Origin of the sequence: Nocardioides sp. cx-173 (genome assembly GCF_021117365.1) — a bacterium.
Lineage (GTDB): Bacteria > Actinomycetota > Actinomycetes > Propionibacteriales > Nocardioidaceae > Nocardioides.
Genome location: NZ_CP088262.1, coordinates 1,460,890 through 1,478,414 on the forward strand (window position 1 = coordinate 1,460,890; position 17,525 = coordinate 1,478,414).

A 17,525-nucleotide genomic window follows, 5' to 3' on the forward strand; every position below is an offset into this window, starting at 1 on the left:
CTTCGCCTGCCCGAGGACGCCACACCTGTGTTTGCCACCCTTTCCGACCGGCTTGCCGACACCTTCAAGAACCTGCGCGGCAAGGGCCGGCTCTCCGAAGCCGACATCGACGCCACCGCGCGCGAGATCCGCATCGCGCTGCTCGAGGCCGATGTCGCGCTGCCGGTGGTCAAGGAGTTCGTGGGCGCGGTCAAGGAGCGGGCGCGCGGCGAGGAGGTCAGCGGTGCGCTGAACCCCGCCCAGCAGATCATCAAGATCGTCAACGAGGAGCTCGTCGAGATCCTCGGCGGCGAGACCCGCCGGCTGCGCTACGCCAAGTCCGGGCCCACCGTGATCATGCTGGCCGGCCTCCAGGGTGCGGGCAAGACGACGCTCGCGGCCAAGCTGGCGCTGTGGCTCAAGGACCAGGGCAAGTCCCCGGTCCTCGTCGCGTGCGACCTCCAGCGCCCCAACGCCGTCAAGCAGCTGCAGGTCAACGGCGAGCGCGCCGGCGTACCCGTCTTCGCCCCCGAGCCCGGCAACGCCCAAGGAGTCGAGCACGGAGGGGACCCGGTCGGCGTCGCCCGGGCGTCGCTCGAGGAGGCCAAGCGCAAGCTGTACGACGTCGTCATCGTCGACACCGCCGGCCGGCTCGGCGTCGACGCGGAGCTGATGCAGCAGGCCTCGGACATCCGCGACGCCGTACAGCCCGACGAGGTGCTGTTCGTCGTCGACGCGATGATCGGCCAGGACGCGGTCGTCACCGCGCAGGCGTTCCTCGACGGCGTCGGCTATGACGGCGTCGTGCTCACCAAGCTCGACGGCGACGCCCGCGGTGGTGCCGCCCTGTCGATCGCGTCGCTGACCGGGCGCCCGGTCATGTTCGCCTCCAACGGCGAGAAGCTGACCGACTTCGACCTCTTCCACCCCGACCGCATGGCCTCGCGCATCCTCGACATGGGCGACATGCTCACCCTGATCGAGCAGGCCGAGAAGAGCTTCGACTCCGAGCAGGCCATGAAGGCCGCCGCCAAGCTGAGCGGTCAGGGCGGCGAGTTCACCCTCGACGACTTCCTCGAGCAGATGCAGCAGGTCCGCAAGCTGGGCTCGATGTCGAAGATCATGGGGATGCTGCCCGGCATGGGGCAGTTCCGCGAGCAGCTCGAGAACTTCGACGAGCGCGAGATCGACCGGATCCAGGCCATCATCCAGTCGATGACGCCGGCCGAGCGGGCCAACCCGAAGATCATCGACGGGTCGCGCCGCGCCCGGATCGCCAAGGGCTCGGGCCGCATGGTCTCCGACGTCAACCAGCTCGTCGACCGCTTCTTCGAGGCGCGCAAGATGATGATGCAGATGGCCAAGGGCGGCGGGATGCCCGGCATGCCCGGGATGCCTGGCATGCCCGGCCTGCCCGGGGCCGGCAAGCGCGGCAAGCAGAAGGCGCAGCCCAAGAAGGGCAAGGGCGCCAAGCGCTCCGGCAACCCGGCCAAGGCGGCTCAGGAGGCCGCCGCCGCCAAGGAGCGTGCGGCCGCCGCAGCCGCCAACCCGTTCGGCAACCCCGACGCCGAGCCGGTCGACTACGAAGCCGCCGCCGCCAACCTGAACCTGCCCAAGGACTTCTCCAAGTTCCTGAAGTGACCGGGCGCCCCGAGATTCACCGGGTGCCCGGTGAAACTCTCGCCTCCCGCATGAAGCTTCATACCGGATGCGCGAGTTTCCGATGGGCCGTGATGCTGACGCGACTAGGAGACTCGTGATGGCCGGTGCTGACAGGGGAGATTGGCGCCGCCGTGCCCGGGGCCGCAAGATTCACCGGGCACCCGGTGAAACTCACGCCTCCCGCACGAAGCTTCATACCGGACGCGTGAGTTTCCGACGCCCTGTGGTGCGGAAGTGACCACGACTCTCGTCGTCGACGGCGCCAACGTGGTGGGGGCGCGACCCGACGGCTGGTGGAAGGACCGGGCGGGTGCGGCGGCCCGGCTGCATGCCCAGCTGATGGTGGCCGACGTACCGCAGGAGCGGGTGGTGCTGGTGCTGGAGGGCGCGGCCAAGGGCGGCGTCCGCGCCGGGCGCGACGCCCACGTCACGACCGTGCACGCGAAGGGCAACGGCGACGACACGATCGTGGCCGAGGCCAAGAAGGCCGCCGAGCGCGGCGAGCGGGTCAGCGTGGTCACCGCCGACCGGATCCTCATGGGCCGCGTCGAGCACCACGGGGCCCTGGTCCTCAGTCCGACCTGGCTGCTCGACCACCTCTGAGCCCCCGCTCAGCCCGAGGCGACCCGGGCGATCGCGAGCGAGACGGCGCCCACGATCTCGGCGCGGTCGCCGAGGCGGCCGGGGGCGACCCGGACGGCGGCGGCGGTGTCGGGCTGCGCGTAGCGGTCGACCGAGGCGCGGATGCCGACGGCGAGCGCCGACGACGTGCCGAGCGAGCCCCCCAGGAGCACCAGCTCGGGGTTGAGGGCGTTGCAGAGGTCGGCGAGCGCGCGCCCGATCGTGCGGCCGGCGTCGCTGAGCACCCGGCGCACCCCGGCGTCGCCGTCCGCGTCGAGCTCCAGGACGCGCTTCACGTCGAGGGGCTCGTCGTACGCCGGCTGCAGCACGTCCAGCAGCCGAGGGGCGGACACCATGGTCTCCAGGCAGCCGCGGTTGCCGCAGCGGCACACGGGCCCGTCCTCCCCGACCTGGACGTGCCCGAGCTCGCCCGCGATGCCGGACGTCCCCCGATGCAGCCGGCCGCCGAGGACGATCCCGGCGCCGACGCCGCTGGCCACCTTGACGTACAGCACGTCGCTCACGCCGCGGGCCGCCCCCCGCTCGACCTCGGCCAGCGCCCCGAGGTTGGCGTCGTTGTCGACGAACACCGGTATCCCGAGGCGACGTTGCAGCTCCTCGCCGGGGGAGAGCTCGCGCCAACCGGGCATGATGCCGGTGCTGACCCGGGCCGAGCGGCGGTCCAGCGGGGCCGGCACGCACATCGCGGCGGCGTGCACCTCGTCGCGCTCGAGACCGGCGGCATGCAGCGTTGTGCGCACCATGACCGCCGTGCGGTCCAGGGTGTCGGCGCCGTGGGTGTCGACGTCCACGGCGGCGCAGTCCTCCGCGAGGACCTGGCCGGTGCGGTCGGCGACCGCCACCCGGACGTGCCGGTGGCCCACGTCGACCCCGACGACGCCGCCCGAGGGTGCGCTGAGCGTGACCAGGACGGGCGGGCGGCCGCTGCCGCCCTTGTGCGGACGGCCGCGATCGGTGGTCTCGCTGACCAGGCCCCCGTCGATGAGCTCGGCGATCAGGCTGGACACGGTGGTGCGGGACAACCCGGTGCCGCGCGCCAGGTCGGCCCGGCTCATCGGGCCGCCGGACAGCAGCGAGGTGACCGCGCGGCGGTTGGCGACGCGGAGCCGTTCGAGGGACCCGGAGCTGAGTGCGGCCATGATCCGAGCCTAAGGAAGATTCGTCCGGGAGGCGCACTAAAAAGTCGTCGTTGCCCGATCTTTATGCATTGACGCGTCCAATTGGGGCTTCCTGCGCCGCGAGGTCTGAGCACGCGGCGGTAGCGTCCGGGGGCATGACGGTCATCAGGTTCCGAGGTCCGGTGCTGCCCGACGGCGAGGCCCGCGACGTGTACGTCGTGGACGGCCGCGTCACCTACGAGGCGACGTCCGGCGCGGACCTCGTCGCCGAGGGCTGGATCGTCCCGGGCCTGGTCGACGCCCACTGCCACCTGGGCCTCGACGACCACGGCGCGGTCGACGAGGCCACCATCGAGGAGCAGGCGGTGGCCGATCGCGACGCAGGTGCGCTGCTCATCCGCGACTGCGGCTCCGCGGCCGACACCGCGTGGATCCACGAGCGCGAGGACCTGCCGCGGCTGATCCGGGCGGGCCGGCACATCGGACGCACCAAGCGCTACATCCGCAACTACGCCCACGAGGTCGAGCCCGAGGACCTGACGGCGTACGTCGTGCAGGAGGCGCAGCGCGGCGACGGGTGGGTCAAGCTGGTCGGTGACTGGATCTCGCGGGAGGAGGGCGACCTCGCGCCGTCGTTCCCCGCCGAGGCGTTCGCCGCCGCGATCGCCGCCGCCCACGAGCACGGCGCCAAGGTGACGGCGCACTGCTTCGGCGAGGGCGTGCTGCCCGGTCTCATCGAGGCCGGCATCGACTGCATCGAGCACGGCACCGGCCTCACCACGGACCTGGTGGAGGCGATGGCCGGCCGCCGCATCGCGCTGGTGCCGACGGTGATGCAGCTCGACAAGTTCCCGAGCTACGCCGAGGCCGGCGCCGAGAAGTTCCCCGCCTACGCCGCGACGATGACCGACCTGTACACCCGTCGCCGCGACACGATCATGGCCGCCTACGAGGCCGGTGTCGCCCTGTACGCCGGCTCCGACGGCGGCGGGGTCAGCCGTCACGGCAACCTGGCCGGCGAGGTCGTTGCGATGGGCGAGCTGGGTCTCCCGGCCGACTACGCGCTGGGCGCCGCGTCCTGGCGCGGGCGCGAGTGGCTCGGCTTCGACTGCCTCGAGGAGGGCTCCTCCGCCGACTTCGTGGTCTACGACCGCGACCCCCTCGCCGACCTCACCGCGCTCTTCGAGCCCCGCTGCGTCGTCCTCCGCGGCCGCGTCGTCGCCTGACTCCCCGCTGACCCGTCAGAAAGTTTCTGACGGGTCAGCGGGAAATGCGCTCAGTTGGTGACGGGTCGGCGGGGGTGGGGGTGCGCGGGCGGCCGATGGCGAAGAGGACGCCGGTGACGATGAGGACCACCAGGCCGGCGCCGCCGAGGAGCAGGGGGACGAAGACGGTGGCGAGGAGACCGAAGACGAAGCTGTCGACGGCGGGGGCCGGGCCGATCTCGACGACGGCGCCCTCGTGTGCTCCCTGGCAGGTGACCTCGAGGTCGCCGCTGCCCGGATCGACGAGGTGGACGCCGAGCCAGTCCGCGGAGCCGACCTCGCGGCGGAAGTCGCCGGACACCGACCGGAGCGGGATCTCCTCCTCGGTGCGGGCGTCGACCACCCGGCAGTCGGGGTAGGTGACGGTGTCGTCGAACCACAGCATCCGGTCCTGGTCGGTCGGCACCGAGATCCGGTGCGGCTGCCCGTCGGCGCGGACCGTGGCGTCGGTCTCGAGGAAGCCGCTGAGCGTCCACACGAACAAGGCGGTCCCGGCGCCGACGGCCGCGAGCACGAGCGCGCCGCCGACCGCGAACCACCACGCGCTCGGACGCGTCCGCGGCGCGGCCGGGGGAGCGCCGTACGGCGTGAGATGCTGGGTCATCGCCTCAGCCTGCCCGATTTCATCTGTCCCGCGCATCTCTGGCAGAATCACCCGCTGAGTCCTGTGCGCCCGGTCCCTCTCACCCGGACGCGACGAGGCCCATCGAAGGACCGGCGCCGTGTGTTCCCCACCCGGCTTCGCGACTTCACCCACCACGAACCTCAAGGAGACACCACAACCGTGGCCGTCAAGATCCGTTTGAAGCGCCTGGGCAAGGTCCGGGTGCCGCAGTACCGCATCGTCGTCGTCGACTCGCGCAAGAAGCGCGACGGCAAGGTGATCGAGGAGATCGGCAAGTACCACCCCAAGGAGGACCCGAGCTACATCAGCGTCGTGTCCGACCGGGCGGCGTACTGGCTCGGTGTCGGCGCGCAGCCGACCGAGGCCGTGGCCAAGATCCTCAAGATCACCGGCGACTGGCAGTCCTTCAAGGGCATCTCCGGCACCGAGGGCACCCTCAAGGTCGCCGAGCCCAAGCGGGACAAGCAGGAGATCTTCAACGAGGCGCTGAAGGAGTCGGCGAACGAGCCCAAGGGCGACGCCGTCACCAAGAAGAAGGCCGAGAAGAAGACCGAGAAGAAGGCCGAGGAGGCGCCCGCCGCCGAGGCCGCTCCCGCCGACGAGACCCCGGAGGGCGCGGCCGCTGAGGCCGAGGCCACCGAGGCGACCGAGCCGAAGGCCTGATCGCCATGCTCGCCGACGCGCTCGAGCACCTCGTCCGGGGTGTCGTCGACAACCCCGACGACGTGTCCGTGAGCGACAAGCAGCTGCGTCGTGGCTCGATCCTGGAGGTCCGGGTCCACCCCGACGACCTCGGGAAGGTCATCGGTCGTGGCGGCCGTACGGCGTCCGCGTTCCGCACCGTCGTGTCCGCCCTGGCGGGCAAGGCCGGCGCGCGGATCGACTTCGTGGACGTCGACCGCCGCCGCTGACGTACAAGAACCGCTTGAATGGGTGCCGTCCTCCCGGGACGGCACCCGTTCTGCGTCTAGAAGGAGAACCGTGAGCACCATCGAGGTCGTCGTCGCCCGCATCGGCAAGCCGCACGGCATCCGCGGCGAGGTGACCCTCGAGCTGCGCACCGACGAGCCGGACCGGCGCTTCGCAGCCGGCACCACGCTGGCCCTCCAGAAGCCGGCCGGGTCGGCGTTCGGCCACCGCACGCTCACCGTCGCCCGTACCCGCTGGCACCAGACCACGCTGCTCGCGACCTTCGAGGAGCTGGCCAGCCGCAACGACGCCGAGGCCGCCCGCGGCGTCCTGCTGGTCGCCACCGTCGACCCGCACGAGACCCCGGAGGACCCCGACGAGTTCTACGACCACCAGCTCGTCGGCCTGGCGGCGTACGACGTCGACGGGCGCGCGCTCGGCACCGTCACCGCCATCGCCCACGGCGGCGCGCAGGACCTGCTGACGGTCACGACGCCCGAGGGTCGCGAAGGGCTGGTGCCGTTCGTGAAGGAGCTCGTGCCGGAGGTCGACGTGCCCGGTGGGCGGCTGGTCGTCGCCGACCGCCCGGGCCTGGTGACGCCGCTGGAGGACGACGCGTGAGGCTGGACTACCTCACCATCTTCCCCGACTACCTGGCGCCGCTGTCGCTGTCGCTGCCCGGCAAGGCGCGCGACCGCGGGCTGATCGAGGTCCACGTCCACGACCTGCGCCGGTGGGCCCACGACCGGCACCACACCGTCGACGACACCCCCTACGGCGGGGGCGCGGGCATGGTGATGAAGCCGGAGCCGTGGGGTGAGGCCTTCGACGAGCTGGGCCTCGACGGCTCGCCCGGGGCGACGCTCGTCGTCCCCACCCCGTCGGGGGTGCCGTTCACGCAGGCGCTCGCCCGCGACCTCGCCACCCGCGAGCGGCTGGTGTTCGCCTGCGGTCGCTACGAGGGCATCGACCAGCGGGTCCTCGACCACGCCGCGACCCGGGCCGAGGTGGTCGAGGTGTCTCTCGGCGACTACGTGCTCAACGGGGGAGAGGTGGCCGCGCTCGCGGTCACCGAGGCCGTCGTCCGGCTGCTGCCGGGCTTCATGGGCAACGCCGAGTCGCTCACGGAGGAGTCCCACGAGGACGGGCTGCTGGAGTACCCCGTCTACACCAAGCCCGCCTCCTGGCGCGGCCTGGACGTGCCCGACGTCCTGCTGTCGGGCGACCACGCGCGCATCGCCCGGTGGCGCCGCGACCAGGCCGAGCGCCGTACGGCGGCGCGGCGCCCGGACCTGCTCAGCCCCAGCACCGTCGTCGGCGAGTGGGAGATCGTCCCGGCGACCCGCGGCGACGCCGGGGAGCTGCTGACGCTCCAGCGCGCCTGCTGGCTCCAGGAGGCCGTGGCCAACGACAGCGTGAGCGGCATCCCCGCGCTGCAGGAGTCCTACGACGACGTCGTGGCCTGGCTGCCGGAGTGGGCGACGTACGTGGTGCGGGCCGACGGGCGCCTCGTCGGCGCCGTCCGCGGCCGGCTGGAGGGCACGGCGTGGGACATCGGCCGGGTCATGGTCGCCCCGGACCTCCAGGGACGCGGACTGGGCCGGGTGCTGCTGGAGCACATCCAGGCGGTGGCGCCGGCCGAGGCGACGTCGTACGTGCTCTTCACCGGCGCGCAGAGCGCGGACAACCTGAGGATGTACCGCAAGGCCGGTTTCCGGCTGCGCCGCGACCTCCCGGCGCCGCCGCTCGCGGTGGTCCTGACCAAGGCCCGTCGCTAGCCCGGCGCCGGCCCGGCCGATTTCTGGCGGCGGCGCCGACTGTGGCAGACTCGTAGGTCGGTCCAGTCGGCCGAAGGTCCGCTCCGAAGCACGCCCGGAGGGTCCGCGCCGGGCTCCTGCCACAGGGGGAGCCTTGCGCCGCCGGCCAGCACGGTTGGACCGACCCAGCTGAACACATCCGATACCGCGGCTGACCTGTGGCACTCGCGAGGAGAACCATGACCAACGTCATTACCGAGCTGACCAACGCCAACAAGCGCGCGGACGTCCCCGCCTTCCGCGCCGGCGACACGATCAAGGTCCACGTCAAGGTCGTCGAGGGCAGCCGCTCGCGTGTCCAGGTGTTCCAGGGCGTCGTGATCCGCGTCCAGGGCTCGGGCATCGGCCGCACCTTCACCGTCCGCAAGGTCTCCTTCGGCGTCGGCGTCGAGCGCACCTTCCCGCTGCACTCCCCGATCTTCGAGGAGATCGAGATCGTCACCCGCGGTGACGTCCGCCGCGCGAAGCTCTACTACCTGCGCAACCTGCGCGGCAAGGCCGCCAAGATCAAGGAGCGCCGCGAGCTCTGAGAAGCCTCCCTCTCGGGACGCCTCTCTAGACTTTGCGCGTGAGCCACCACCCCGACGAGCCCCTCGACGACGTCGACGGGCCCGCCCACCGGGTCGACGCCGTGGCGGTGCGCGAGGACGACCCCTCCGGGTCCGGCCTCGCGCCCGCCGACGAGCCGGCCCGGCGCCGTCGCCTGCCCATCTGGCAGGAGAGCGCGCTGCTGCTGGCCGTCGCGGTGGTGCTCGCCGTCGTCATCAAGGCGCTGTTCGTCCAGGCCTTCTACATCCCCTCGGAGTCCATGGAGCCCGGGCTCGTGGAGAACGACCGGATCCTGGTCCAGAAGGTCTCCTACTGGTTCGACGGCTCCCCCTCGCGTGGCGACGTCGTGGTCTTCGAGGACCCCGGCGGCTGGCTCGACCCGGCCGAGAGCGCAGGCCCCACCAACGGGGTCGGCAAGTTGATGGCCAAGGTCGGTCTCTACCCGTCGGGCGGGCACCTGGTGAAGCGGGTGATCGGCGTCGAGGGAGACGTCATCGAGTGCTGCGACGACCAGGGCCGGCTGCTTCTCAACGGCGAGCCGCTCGACGAGGACGACTACGTCCAGGCCGAGGCCGGCGTCGAGTGCCGTGGCCCGATGCCGGGCTGTGACTGGAAGGTCGGGCCCATCCCCGAGGGTCAGCTCTTCGTGATGGGCGACAACCGCAACCACTCCAGCGACTCCTCGGCCCACCTGTGCACCGCCGACGAGACCGAGTGTCATCGCAACCCGTACGTCGACACCGAGCTCGTGGTGGGCAAGGTGTTCCTGCTGGCCTGGCCGCGGGACCGCTTCGACTGGCTCGACCGGCCCGACTCGTTCGCCGACGTAGCCGAAGCTCCAGCCGCGGGGGAGTGACGCGGTGAGCCAGCTGCCCCGCGGTCTCACCGTCCGGCGCGACGCCGGGCTCTACGGCTACGAGCGCGCCCTGCGCCGCCACGGCATCGAGCCGATCGCCGGCGTGGACGAGGCCGGCCGGGGCGCCTGCGCCGGGCCGCTGGTCGCCGGGGCCGCCATCCTGCCCGCCGGCAAGGCCGGCATCGTCCCGGGCCTGGCCGACTCCAAGCTCCTCACCGAGAGGGCGCGCGAACGCTGCTACGACCAGGTCGTACGCCGCGCGCTGGCCTGGTCGGTGGTCGTGGTCAGCCACGAGGAGTGCGACCGGCTCGGCATGCACGTCGCCAACGTCGAGGCCCTGCGCCGCGCGGTGGCGCTGCTCGACCTGCCGCCGGCGTACGTGCTCACCGACGGCTTCCCGGTCGACGGCCTGGGGGTGCCGGGGCTCGCCGTCTGGAAGGGCGACCGGGTCGCCGCGTGCATCGCGGCCGCCTCCGTGCTGGCCAAGGTGACCCGCGACCGCCTGATGACCGACCTCGACCGCGACTGGCCGGCCTACGACTTCAAGACCCACAAGGGCTACATCACCGAGGCCCACTCCGCGGCGCTCGACGAGCACGGCCCCTCGCCGATCCACCGCATGCGCTTCGTCAACGTCCGCCGCGCCGCCGGGCTGGAGCCCGTCTCAGACCCGCTCGGGGCGCCCGAAGAGGACGTGCACGCCGGAGGAGAAGAGCACCGAGTCGGGGGCTGAGCCGCTCAGCCCAGGGAGCCCGGCGGCCGCCACCAGCTCGTCGTCGACGACTCGGGCCCGGGCCCGCCGCAGCGGCCAGGGCGCGTGCGTGACCGGCACCCACCAGGTGCGGCCCCACGCGTGCGTGTGGGCGCCGAAGCGGGCGGTGAGGAAGTGGTCGAGCTCGGAGGGGCGCCCGATCGGCTCGCCCACCTCCACCTCCAGGTGGGTGCGTGCGCGTCCGGGGGCGCGGCGCACGGAGGTGTAGACGAGCCGCTCTCCGGACGGGTCGAGACCCGGCGCCGGGTGCGCGCACGACATCCGCGCCCAGCGGTAGGGGATGCGGAGTGCGGCGTTGACGCCGGCGACCACCAGGAGCCGCTGGGCGTCGAGTGAGAGGAAGACGATGCCGCGCCGGCCGCGCTCGTCCACGGAGTAGAGCCGCACGTTGTACTCGAGGAAGTCGCCCGCCCACGGCACCGACCACCGGCCGCCGGGGCCGGCGGCCGACATCCGGAACGGGATCAGGCCCACCCAGGTGCTGCCGTCGATGACGTCGGGCCGCACCCCCGGGGGCAGCAGGTCGGCGACCCGCGACGCGTCGACCCGCCAGTGCAGGAAGCTGACGTCGCGCCACCACTGGTGCGCGAGCGTGGGGGAGCGCAGGGGTGGCGCGACGGGGTCGATCGCGTCGGGCTCGACCCACGGTTGCTCGCGGCTGCTCGGGTCCACACGTCTACGATGCCAGTAACGAGGTCGCGTCCGGCCCGTGAGCGACCATCCAGGACCGGCAGGAGGGCCATGAGCGCCGAGGAGCTCGAGAAGTACGAGACCGAGCAGGAGCTCACCCTCTACCGCGAGTACCGCGACGTCGTCGGCATCTTCAAGTACGTCGTCGAGACCGATCGGCGCTTCTACCTGTGCAACCAGGTCGACGTGAAGGCCCGCACCGAGGCCGGTGACGTGTTCTTCGAGGTGTCGATGACCGACGCCTGGGTGTGGGACATGTACCGCCCGGCGCGCTTCGCCAAGAACGTCAAGGTGCTGACGTTCAAGGACGTCAACGTCGAGGAGCTCAACACCTCGGAGATCGACCCGCCCAAGGGCTAGCCGGCCGGCCCTCGGTGTACCGAGCGCCCCACGAGAGGCCGTCCTCCCTCCACAGCCGGGGTCCGCGACGGTGCTCGTCCCCAGGGCGGTGCCGGGCCCCGCTCGGCTGTCCCTGCTCCTGAGGAGGCTGTCGTCAGGAGGTCGGAGATGACGACGACAGCAGCGAGCAAGCAGGCGTTGGGCGCGTACGGCGAGGCGGTGGCGGCGCGGCACCTGGTGGCGGCGGGCCTGGTCCTGCTCGACCGCAACTGGAGGTGCGAGGAGGGCGAGATCGACCTGGTCCTGCGCGACGGGTCGGTGCTGGTGGTGGGCGAGGTCAAGACGCGCACCAGCGAGGTGTGCGGCTCTGCCCACGAGGCGGTCTCGCAGGCCAAGCTGGACCGGCTGCGGCGCCTCGGGCTCCGCTGGGCCGAGGACCACGGAGTGCACCCGCCCGAGACCCGGGTCGACCTGGTCGCCGTCCTGCGGCCACCGCGCGGTGCGGCCGTCGTGGACCACGTGCGGGGGATCGGCTGATGCCGTTCGCGACCGCCCACACGGTGTCGCTGCACGGCGCCACCGGTCACCTCGTCGACGTCCAGGCCGACGTCTCGCCGGGACAGGTCGGCACGACGCTGGTCGGGCGCCCCGACGCCTCCCTGAGCGAGGCCCAGCACCGGTGCCGGATGGCGGTGATCAACTCCGAGCTCGGGTGGCCGAGCACCAAGCGGATCACGATCCTGCTCTCGCCCGCCGACCTGCTCAAGCGGGGCAGCCACTTCGACCTGGCGATCGCGGTGGCGGTCGTCGCGGCCGACGGGCGGCTGCCGGTGGCCCAGCTGCAGGCGACCGCCTTCATCGGCGAGCTGACCCTCGACGGCGGGCTGCGCTGCGTGCCCGGGGTGCTGCCGATGGTGCTCGCCGCGGCCGAGCGGGGGATCGCCCGGGTGTTCGTGCCCGAGCCGCTGGCGCGCGAGGCGTCCATGGTCCCGGGCATGGACGTGTTCGGGATGCGCTCGCTGGCCCAGGTCGTGGCCGAGCTGCAGGGCGAGGATGTCCCGGAGGCGCCGCCGGTGCCGCCGATGTCCGGCAGCCGGCTGCTGGCCTGGCGCGGGGCCGAGCGGCTCGAGGAGGTCGACCTGGCCGACCTGCGCGGCCTCGCCGACGCCAAGTACGCCGTGGAGGTCGCGGCCGCGGGCGGGCACCACCTGCTGCTGTCCGGGCCCAAGGGCAGCGGCAAGACCAGCATCGCGGAGCGGATCCCGACGATCCTGCCGCCGCTGAGCACCGAGGAGGCCCTGGAGCTCACCGCGATCCACTCCCTGGCCGGGACGCTCGACCCGGGCCAGGGCCTGCTGACCCAGGCGCCCTACGCCGCGCCGCACCACGACGCCAGCAAGGCCGCCCTGATCGGCGGCGGCAGCGGCTACATCCGCCCCGGCGAGATCAGCCGGGCTCACTGCGGGGTCTTGTTCCTGGACGAGTTCCCGCTCTTCCGCGGCGACGTCATCGAGGCGCTGCGCCAGCCGCTGGAGAGCGGCGAGGTCACGATCGCGCGGCGCGAGGAGCTGGTCACCCTCCCTGCCCGCGGGATGCTGGTGCTGGCGAGCAACCCGTGCCCCTGCGGGGAGTACCACGCCAAGGCCAGCCACAACCGCTGCACCTGCGCGGAGCGGGTGCGTCGCGACTACCGGGCCAAGATCACCGGCCCGCTCGCCGACCGGATCGACATCGTGCGCCACGTGGAGCCGGTCGCGCCGCACGAGCAGGCCGACCGGTTCGCGGTCGTCGAGCCCTCGTCGGTGGTGCGCGACCGGGTGGCGGCGGCGCGGCGACGGCAGGCGGAGCGCTATGCCGAGCGCAGCTGGCGGCTCAACGCCCACGCCCCCGGACCGGTGCTCCGCGAGGCGTGGCCGCTCGAGCCCGAGGGGCAGCGCCGGCTCGACGACGAGCTCTTCTCCGGGCGGCTCAGCAGCCGCGGCGCGGTCCGCGTGCACCGGGTCGCGTGGACGGTCGCCGACCTGACCGCCGTACGCAGCGGGCGGGACGTGGCGCCCGGCCCGGCGGAGGTGGAGACGGCGCTGCGGCTGCGGACCGCCGAGCCGCTGCCGCAGCGCCAGGTGGAGGTGAGGTCCGCGTGAGCCACGCCGACCGCCTGGCGCGGGCGGCGCTCAGCCGCCTCGCCGAGCCCGGCGACCCCCGCCTGACCGCGCTGGTCGCCGAGCTCGGCGCCGAGGAGCTGCACCGGATGCTGGTGGAGCAGCGCGACCCCGAGGGCATCCGCACCGACCTCGCGGCCCGCCTCGCCTCGTCTGACCCCGAGCGCGAGCTCGACCAGGCCGCGCGGCTGGGGCTGCGCTTCGTGATCCCCTCCGACGCCGAGTGGCCCGCGCAGGTCGGCGACCTGGTCCGGGCCGGCCAGCTGCACGAGCGGGGCGGACCGCCCATCGGTCTGTGGGTCCGCGGCCCGGTGCGACTGGACTCGCTGGCGGGGTCGGTGGCCATCGTCGGGGCCCGCTCCGCGACCAGCTACGGCGCCCAGGTCGCCGGCGAGCTGGCCGCGGTGGCGGCCCGCGCGGGCTTCCCGGTCGTCTCCGGGGCGGCGTTCGGCATCGACCAGGCCGCCCACCGGGGCGCCGTGGCCGTGGACGCGCCCACGGTGGCGGTGCTCGCGTGCGGCGCCGACCGGGTCTACCCGGCCGCCCACCAGCAGCTGATCGACCACATCGCCGCCACCGGCGCCGTCGTGTCGGAGGCGGCGCCGGGCTGCGCCCCCACCCGGATCCGGTTCCTGGCCCGCAACCGGCTGATCGCCGCGCTCGCGCGCGGCACCGTCGTGGTGGAGGCGGCGGCGCGCAGCGGGGCGCTCAACACCGCCAACTGGGCCGCCCGTCTCAACCGGGTGGTCCTGGGGGTGCCCGGCCCGGTCACCAGCGCCCAGTCCCAGGGCGTCCACCAGCTCCTGCGGCAGGGGGCGGCCACCGTCGTGACCAGCGGCCAGGAGCTGCTGGAGCTCGTCGGTGACGCGGGCGCCCACCTGGCCGACGAGCCGCGAGGCCCGGTCCATCCCCGCGACCGGCTGACCTCGCGGCACCGGCAGGTCCTCGACGCGGTGCCGGTGTCCCACGGCGCCGGCACCGACTCGGTGGCCCGCGCCGCCGGGCTGGGGGTGGTCGAGGTGCGCTCGGCGCTCACCTACCTGCTGGGGGCCGGCCTGGTGGTCCAGGACGGGGCGGGCTGGCGTCTCGCCGCGCTGGCGCACACGTGAGGGGTGGATTCAGTTCAGTGCAGTTCAGGACAGGTCGAGCGTGCGGGCGAGGAAGTCGCTGCGGAAGACCCCGTCCGGGTCCGAGCGGAGGGCGAGCTCGCGGAAGTCGTCGAAGCGCGGGTAGAGCGGGCGCAGCTCGGAGGCGGTGGCGGCGAAGCACTTGCCCCAGTGCGGCCGCGCACCCAGCGGCAGCAGGGCGGCCTCGATGCCGGGCAGCACGTCGTACACCGCCGCGACGTCGCGGACCCACGTGAAGTGCAGTGCCACCACGTCGGTCCCGTAGGTGCCGCTGAGCCAGAGCTCGTCCGCCGCGACGGTGCGGACCTCGCTGACCTGGAGGAGAGGTGCGAAGGTGCCGGCGAGCGAGCGGAGGGCCTCGAACGCCGCGGCCGCGTGGGCTCGCGGCACCAGGTACTCGCTCTGCAGCTCCTCGCCCCGGCTCGGCGTGAACTCCATGCGGAAGTGCGGCAGTCGCTCATGCCACGGTCCCGGCCGGCCGCCCTGCTCGGTGACGGCGGCGGCGTCGGCCCCGGCCAGCATGTGCAGCGTGCTCGTCGCGGCGGGTGCGCCGAACAGGTCGGGCGGAGGCGTGGTGTCGCGGCTCTTCAGCCAGACCTGCCCGACGGTGCCGCTGACCCAGTCGGTGAACAGGCTGACGCTGCTGGCGCTCGCCGTCAGTGCGTCGAGGTGCTCGGTCGCGACGTCCCACGGCAGGCCGGTGAAGAGGTCCTGACGGACCTCGTAGGTCGGCTCGATGTCCAGCGTGACGTGGGTGGTCACGCCCAGCGCGCCCAGGGCGACCACCTGCCCGTCCGCGTCGGGGTCGCCGCGTCGCACGCGCCGCAGGCTCCCGTCCGCCGCGACCAGGTCGAGCCCGGCGACGGCCGCTGCCAGCGAGCCGTTGCGGTCGCCGGAGCCGTGGGTGCCCGTGGCGACCGCGCCCGCCACCGAGATGTGCGGGAGCGAGGCCATGCTCGCCAGGGCCCAGCCCTCGGCCTGCAGCTCGGCCGCGAGCCGTCCGTACGTGGCCCCACCGGAGGCCCGCACCTGGCGGCGGTGGGCGTCGATCTCGACCTCCACCGGCAGGCCGGCGGTGCTGATCAGGTCGCCGGGGGTGTCCGCGACGTCGGTGAACGAGTGCCGCGACCCGAGGGCGTGGACCCGGTCGGCCCCCGCGACGATCGTCTGCAGCTCCTCGACGGTCGCCGGACGGTGCCGGCGGGCAGCCGCGTAGCGGTGGTTTCCGGACCAGTTCGTCAGCACCCCTGCATCATCGCCTGTGGACGGACGTGCCCCCCGTCTGGCGCTCCGGGGCGCCCCGGCGTGGGCAGCCGGCCCCATGGTCCGCGCCTCCCTACGCTGGTGGGGTGACCTCCGAGCCCGACCCGACCGAGTCCGCCCCGCTGGACGTGCTGCCGGACGTGCTGCCGGAGCCGATGGCTCGCGTGCTGGGGGAGTACGAGCGGCACCTGGTCTCCGAGCGCGACCTCACCCGGCACACGGTGCGGGCCTACGTCGCCGACATCGCCGGCCTGCTGGACCACGCGGCCCGGCTCGGCTGCACCGGTGTCGACGAGCTGGACCTGCGCACCCTGCGCAGCTGGTTGGCCAAGCAGCAGACGATGGGCCTGTCGCGCACGACCCTGGCCCGGCGAGCCACGGCCGCGCGGGTCTTCACGGCCTGGCTCGCGCGCACGGGGCGCGCCCCCGCCGACGCGGGCGCGTCGCTGGGCTCGCCGAAGCCGCACAAGTCGCTGCCGCCGGTGCTGCGCACCGACGAGGCCGGCGACCTCATCGCCGCGGCCGCCGAGGTCGCCGACGACGGCAGCCCGGTCGGCCTGCGAGACGTGGCCATGCTGGAGCTGCTCTACGCCACCGGCATCCGGGTCGGTGAGTTGGTCGGCCTCGACCTGGACGACGTGGACCGCGACCGCAATGTCGTACGGGTCTTCGGCAAGGGCCGCAAGGAGCGATCGGTGCCGTTCGGGCGGCCGGCGGCGCGCGCGCTGGAGCTCTGGCTGCGCCAGGGCCGGCCCTCGCTGCTGGTGGACGGCTCGGGACCGGCGCTCTTCCTGGGGGCCCGTGGCCGGCGGATCGACCCCCGGGCGGTGCGCACGCTGGTGCACCAGCGCATCGCGGCGGTGCCGGGCGCGCCGGACATCGGCCCGCACGGGCTGCGCCACACCGCGGCGACCCATCTGCTCGAGGGCGGCGCCGACCTGCGCTCGGTGCAGGAGCTGCTCGGCCACGCCTCCTTGGCGACCACGCAGCTCTACACCCACGTGACCACCGACCGGCTGCGCCGGGCCTACCAGCAGGCGCACCCGCGCGCCTGACGTCATGGCGGCGGGTGGGCGGTGATCGCGTCGCCGCCCAGGCCGGCCGCGCGCCCCAGCGAGGTGAGCCAGGCGACCCAGAGCGGCAGCCCGGCGTACGGCAGTGCCGCCGCCGCGCGCACCGGCGCGGGGGAGAGGCTCCACAGCGGGAGCAGCCGCACCGGGCCGGCACCGACCAGGCGCAGCGGGTCGAGGTAGGTCTCGCCCTGGATCCAGCCCCAGTGCAGGCAGGCGCGGGGGAAGCAGTGGGAGCCGGCGAGCTCCAGCGCGCCGAGCACCTCGCCCGCGGCCACCGTCCGGCCGACCTCGACCCGGGACGTGACCGGCTCGTAGGTGGTGCGGGTCGCGCCGTGGCGGACGACCACGACGCCGCGACCGGCGAGCCGCCCGGCATAGCGGACCGTGCCGGGCAGCGCAGAGCGCACCGGCTGCCCCACCGCGCCAGCGAGGTCCACGCCGCGGTGGCCGGCGCCGTAGGGCGTCTCGGGCGGGTCGAAGCGCTGGACCACCTCGGGGGTGGGACGCAGCGGCCAGGAGCCGCGCGGCTCCTCGTCGGCGGCGGCGCTGGACGGGGCGCCGCAGAGCAGGCCCAGGCTCAGGGCGACGGAGGGGGCGAGGGACGCGAGACGACGCATGCCGCCCAGGGTGCGCGCGCAATGAGACCTCGGGTGCCGTCCAGGTGTCGCCCTGGGGACAGC

General features: G+C 73.6%; 20 protein-coding genes. 15 read left to right on the top strand and 5 right to left on the bottom strand.

What is annotated here, in order from left to right:
- Positions 1 to 27: 27 nt before the first annotated feature.
- Positions 28 to 1,620: a signal recognition particle protein gene (gene ffh, locus LQ940_RS07055; protein ID WP_231242286.1), complete on the top strand. Its 1,593-nt coding sequence runs from the start codon at positions 28 to 30 to the stop codon at positions 1,618 to 1,620.
- A 255-nt stretch (positions 1,621 to 1,875) separates the two neighbouring features.
- Positions 1,876 to 2,244, top strand: coding sequence for an NYN domain-containing protein (locus LQ940_RS07060; RefSeq protein WP_231242287.1), 369 nt, complete (start codon positions 1,876 to 1,878; stop codon positions 2,242 to 2,244).
- An 8-nt stretch (positions 2,245 to 2,252) separates the two neighbouring features.
- On the opposite strand, the gene LQ940_RS07065 is transcribed toward LQ940_RS07060, so the two are convergent.
- Complete coding sequence (locus LQ940_RS07065; RefSeq protein ID WP_231242288.1) at positions 2,253 to 3,422, bottom strand: ROK family transcriptional regulator; 1,170 nt, start codon at positions 3,420 to 3,422, stop codon at positions 2,253 to 2,255.
- 134 nt (positions 3,423 to 3,556) lie between these two features.
- Here LQ940_RS07065 and LQ940_RS07070 point away from each other — a divergent pair, with 134 nt between their 5' ends.
- A complete protein-coding gene (locus tag LQ940_RS07070; RefSeq protein ID WP_231242289.1) occupies positions 3,557 to 4,627 on the top strand; it encodes an amidohydrolase family protein in 1,071 nt (356 codons plus the stop codon).
- Positions 4,628 to 4,661: 34 nt separating this feature from the next.
- Here the strand turns inward: LQ940_RS07070 and LQ940_RS07075 are convergent, their stop codons facing one another.
- Positions 4,662 to 5,270, bottom strand: coding sequence for a hypothetical protein (locus LQ940_RS07075; RefSeq protein WP_231242290.1), 609 nt, complete (start codon positions 5,268 to 5,270; stop codon positions 4,662 to 4,664).
- Between the two features lie 180 nt (positions 5,271 to 5,450).
- Between LQ940_RS07075 and rpsP the strand changes: the two genes are divergently transcribed.
- The 7 genes from rpsP (at position 5,451) to LQ940_RS07110 (ending at position 10,155) form a co-directional block, all read left to right on the top strand.
- Complete coding sequence (gene rpsP / locus LQ940_RS07080; RefSeq protein ID WP_231242291.1) at positions 5,451 to 5,954, top strand: 30S ribosomal protein S16; 504 nt, start codon at positions 5,451 to 5,453, stop codon at positions 5,952 to 5,954.
- Positions 5,955 to 5,959: 5 nt separating this feature from the next.
- A complete protein-coding gene (locus LQ940_RS07085) occupies positions 5,960 to 6,202 on the top strand; it encodes an RNA-binding protein (protein WP_134738606.1) in 243 nt (80 codons plus the stop codon).
- A 70-nt stretch (positions 6,203 to 6,272) separates the two neighbouring features.
- Positions 6,273 to 6,821 carry a ribosome maturation factor RimM gene (gene rimM, locus LQ940_RS07090; RefSeq protein WP_231242292.1) on the top strand — a complete coding sequence of 183 codons (549 nt, stop codon included), beginning with the start codon at positions 6,273 to 6,275 and terminating at the stop codon, positions 6,819 to 6,821.
- The gene (gene trmD / locus LQ940_RS07095) at positions 6,818 to 7,978 is read left to right on the top strand and encodes a tRNA (guanosine(37)-N1)-methyltransferase TrmD (protein ID WP_231242293.1); all 1,161 of its coding nucleotides are present in this window, start codon (positions 6,818 to 6,820) and stop codon (positions 7,976 to 7,978) included. Before rimM ends, trmD begins: the two co-directional genes overlap by 4 nt.
- Before the next feature lie 218 nt (positions 7,979 to 8,196).
- Positions 8,197 to 8,547, top strand: a complete 351-nt coding sequence (gene rplS, locus LQ940_RS07100; protein WP_231242294.1) for a 50S ribosomal protein L19 — start codon at positions 8,197 to 8,199, stop codon at positions 8,545 to 8,547.
- Positions 8,548 to 8,585: 38 nt separating this feature from the next.
- The gene (lepB, locus tag LQ940_RS07105; RefSeq protein ID WP_231242295.1) at positions 8,586 to 9,422 is read left to right on the top strand and encodes a signal peptidase I; all 837 of its coding nucleotides are present in this window, start codon (positions 8,586 to 8,588) and stop codon (positions 9,420 to 9,422) included.
- 4 nt (positions 9,423 to 9,426) lie between these two features.
- A complete protein-coding gene (locus tag LQ940_RS07110) occupies positions 9,427 to 10,155 on the top strand; it encodes a ribonuclease HII (protein WP_231242296.1) in 729 nt (242 codons plus the stop codon).
- On the opposite strand, the gene LQ940_RS07115 is transcribed toward LQ940_RS07110, so the two are convergent.
- A complete protein-coding gene (locus LQ940_RS07115) occupies positions 10,087 to 10,866 on the bottom strand; it encodes a YqjF family protein (protein WP_231242297.1) in 780 nt (259 codons plus the stop codon). The genes LQ940_RS07110 and LQ940_RS07115 overlap by 69 nt on opposite strands.
- Before the next feature lie 69 nt (positions 10,867 to 10,935).
- Here LQ940_RS07115 and LQ940_RS07120 point away from each other — a divergent pair, with 69 nt between their 5' ends.
- The 4 genes from LQ940_RS07120 (at position 10,936) to dprA (ending at position 14,491) form a co-directional block, all read left to right on the top strand.
- The gene (locus LQ940_RS07120; protein WP_134738610.1) at positions 10,936 to 11,244 is read left to right on the top strand and encodes a DUF2469 domain-containing protein; all 309 of its coding nucleotides are present in this window, start codon (positions 10,936 to 10,938) and stop codon (positions 11,242 to 11,244) included.
- Between the two features lie 147 nt (positions 11,245 to 11,391).
- Complete coding sequence (locus LQ940_RS07125; RefSeq protein WP_231242298.1) at positions 11,392 to 11,760, top strand: YraN family protein; 369 nt, start codon at positions 11,392 to 11,394, stop codon at positions 11,758 to 11,760.
- Entirely contained in the window at positions 11,760 to 13,364 is a 1,605-nt protein-coding gene (locus LQ940_RS07130) for a YifB family Mg chelatase-like AAA ATPase (protein ID WP_231242299.1), read from the top strand. Before LQ940_RS07125 ends, LQ940_RS07130 begins: the two co-directional genes overlap by 1 nt.
- Positions 13,361 to 14,491: a DNA-processing protein DprA gene (gene dprA / locus LQ940_RS07135; protein ID WP_231242300.1), complete on the top strand. Its 1,131-nt coding sequence runs from the start codon at positions 13,361 to 13,363 to the stop codon at positions 14,489 to 14,491. Before LQ940_RS07130 ends, dprA begins: the two co-directional genes overlap by 4 nt.
- Before the next feature lie 24 nt (positions 14,492 to 14,515).
- Here the strand turns inward: dprA and LQ940_RS07140 are convergent, their stop codons facing one another.
- On the bottom strand, positions 14,516 to 15,754 hold the full coding sequence (locus tag LQ940_RS07140) for a D-arabinono-1,4-lactone oxidase (RefSeq protein ID WP_231242301.1): 1,239 nt from the start codon (positions 15,752 to 15,754) through the stop codon (positions 14,516 to 14,518).
- Positions 15,755 to 15,927: 173 nt separating this feature from the next.
- Here LQ940_RS07140 and LQ940_RS07145 point away from each other — a divergent pair, with 173 nt between their 5' ends.
- Positions 15,928 to 16,827: a tyrosine recombinase XerC gene (locus tag LQ940_RS07145; RefSeq protein WP_231242349.1), complete on the top strand. Its 900-nt coding sequence runs from the start codon at positions 15,928 to 15,930 to the stop codon at positions 16,825 to 16,827.
- Between the two features lie 2 nt (positions 16,828 to 16,829).
- Here the strand turns inward: LQ940_RS07145 and LQ940_RS07150 are convergent, their stop codons facing one another.
- Entirely contained in the window at positions 16,830 to 17,462 is a 633-nt protein-coding gene (locus LQ940_RS07150) for a M23 family metallopeptidase (protein WP_231242302.1), read from the bottom strand.
- Positions 17,463 to 17,525: the final 63 nt, after the last annotated feature.

Bases quoted from the DNA above. Each gene is read 5' to 3' on its own strand.
- LQ940_RS07065 (WP_231242288.1), bottom strand. From the start codon at position 3,422: ATGGCCGCACTCAGCTCCGGGTCCCTCGAACGGCTCCGCGTCGCCAAC.
- LQ940_RS07070 (WP_231242289.1), top strand. From the start codon at position 3,557: ATGACGGTCATCAGGTTCCGAGGTCCGGTGCTGCCCGACGGCGAGGCC.
- LQ940_RS07075 (WP_231242290.1), bottom strand. From the start codon at position 5,270: ATGACCCAGCATCTCACGCCGTACGGCGCTCCCCCGGCCGCGCCGCGG.
- LQ940_RS07085 (WP_134738606.1), top strand. From the start codon at position 5,960: ATGCTCGCCGACGCGCTCGAGCACCTCGTCCGGGGTGTCGTCGACAAC.
- rplS (WP_231242294.1), top strand. From the start codon at position 8,197: ATGACCAACGTCATTACCGAGCTGACCAACGCCAACAAGCGCGCGGAC.
- LQ940_RS07120 (WP_134738610.1), top strand. From the start codon at position 10,936: ATGAGCGCCGAGGAGCTCGAGAAGTACGAGACCGAGCAGGAGCTCACC.
- LQ940_RS07125 (WP_231242298.1), top strand. From the start codon at position 11,392: ATGACGACGACAGCAGCGAGCAAGCAGGCGTTGGGCGCGTACGGCGAG.
- LQ940_RS07130 (WP_231242299.1), top strand. From the start codon at position 11,760: ATGCCGTTCGCGACCGCCCACACGGTGTCGCTGCACGGCGCCACCGGT.
- LQ940_RS07145 (WP_231242349.1), top strand. From the start codon at position 15,928: ATGGCTCGCGTGCTGGGGGAGTACGAGCGGCACCTGGTCTCCGAGCGC.
- LQ940_RS07150 (WP_231242302.1), bottom strand. From the start codon at position 17,462: ATGCGTCGTCTCGCGTCCCTCGCCCCCTCCGTCGCCCTGAGCCTGGGC.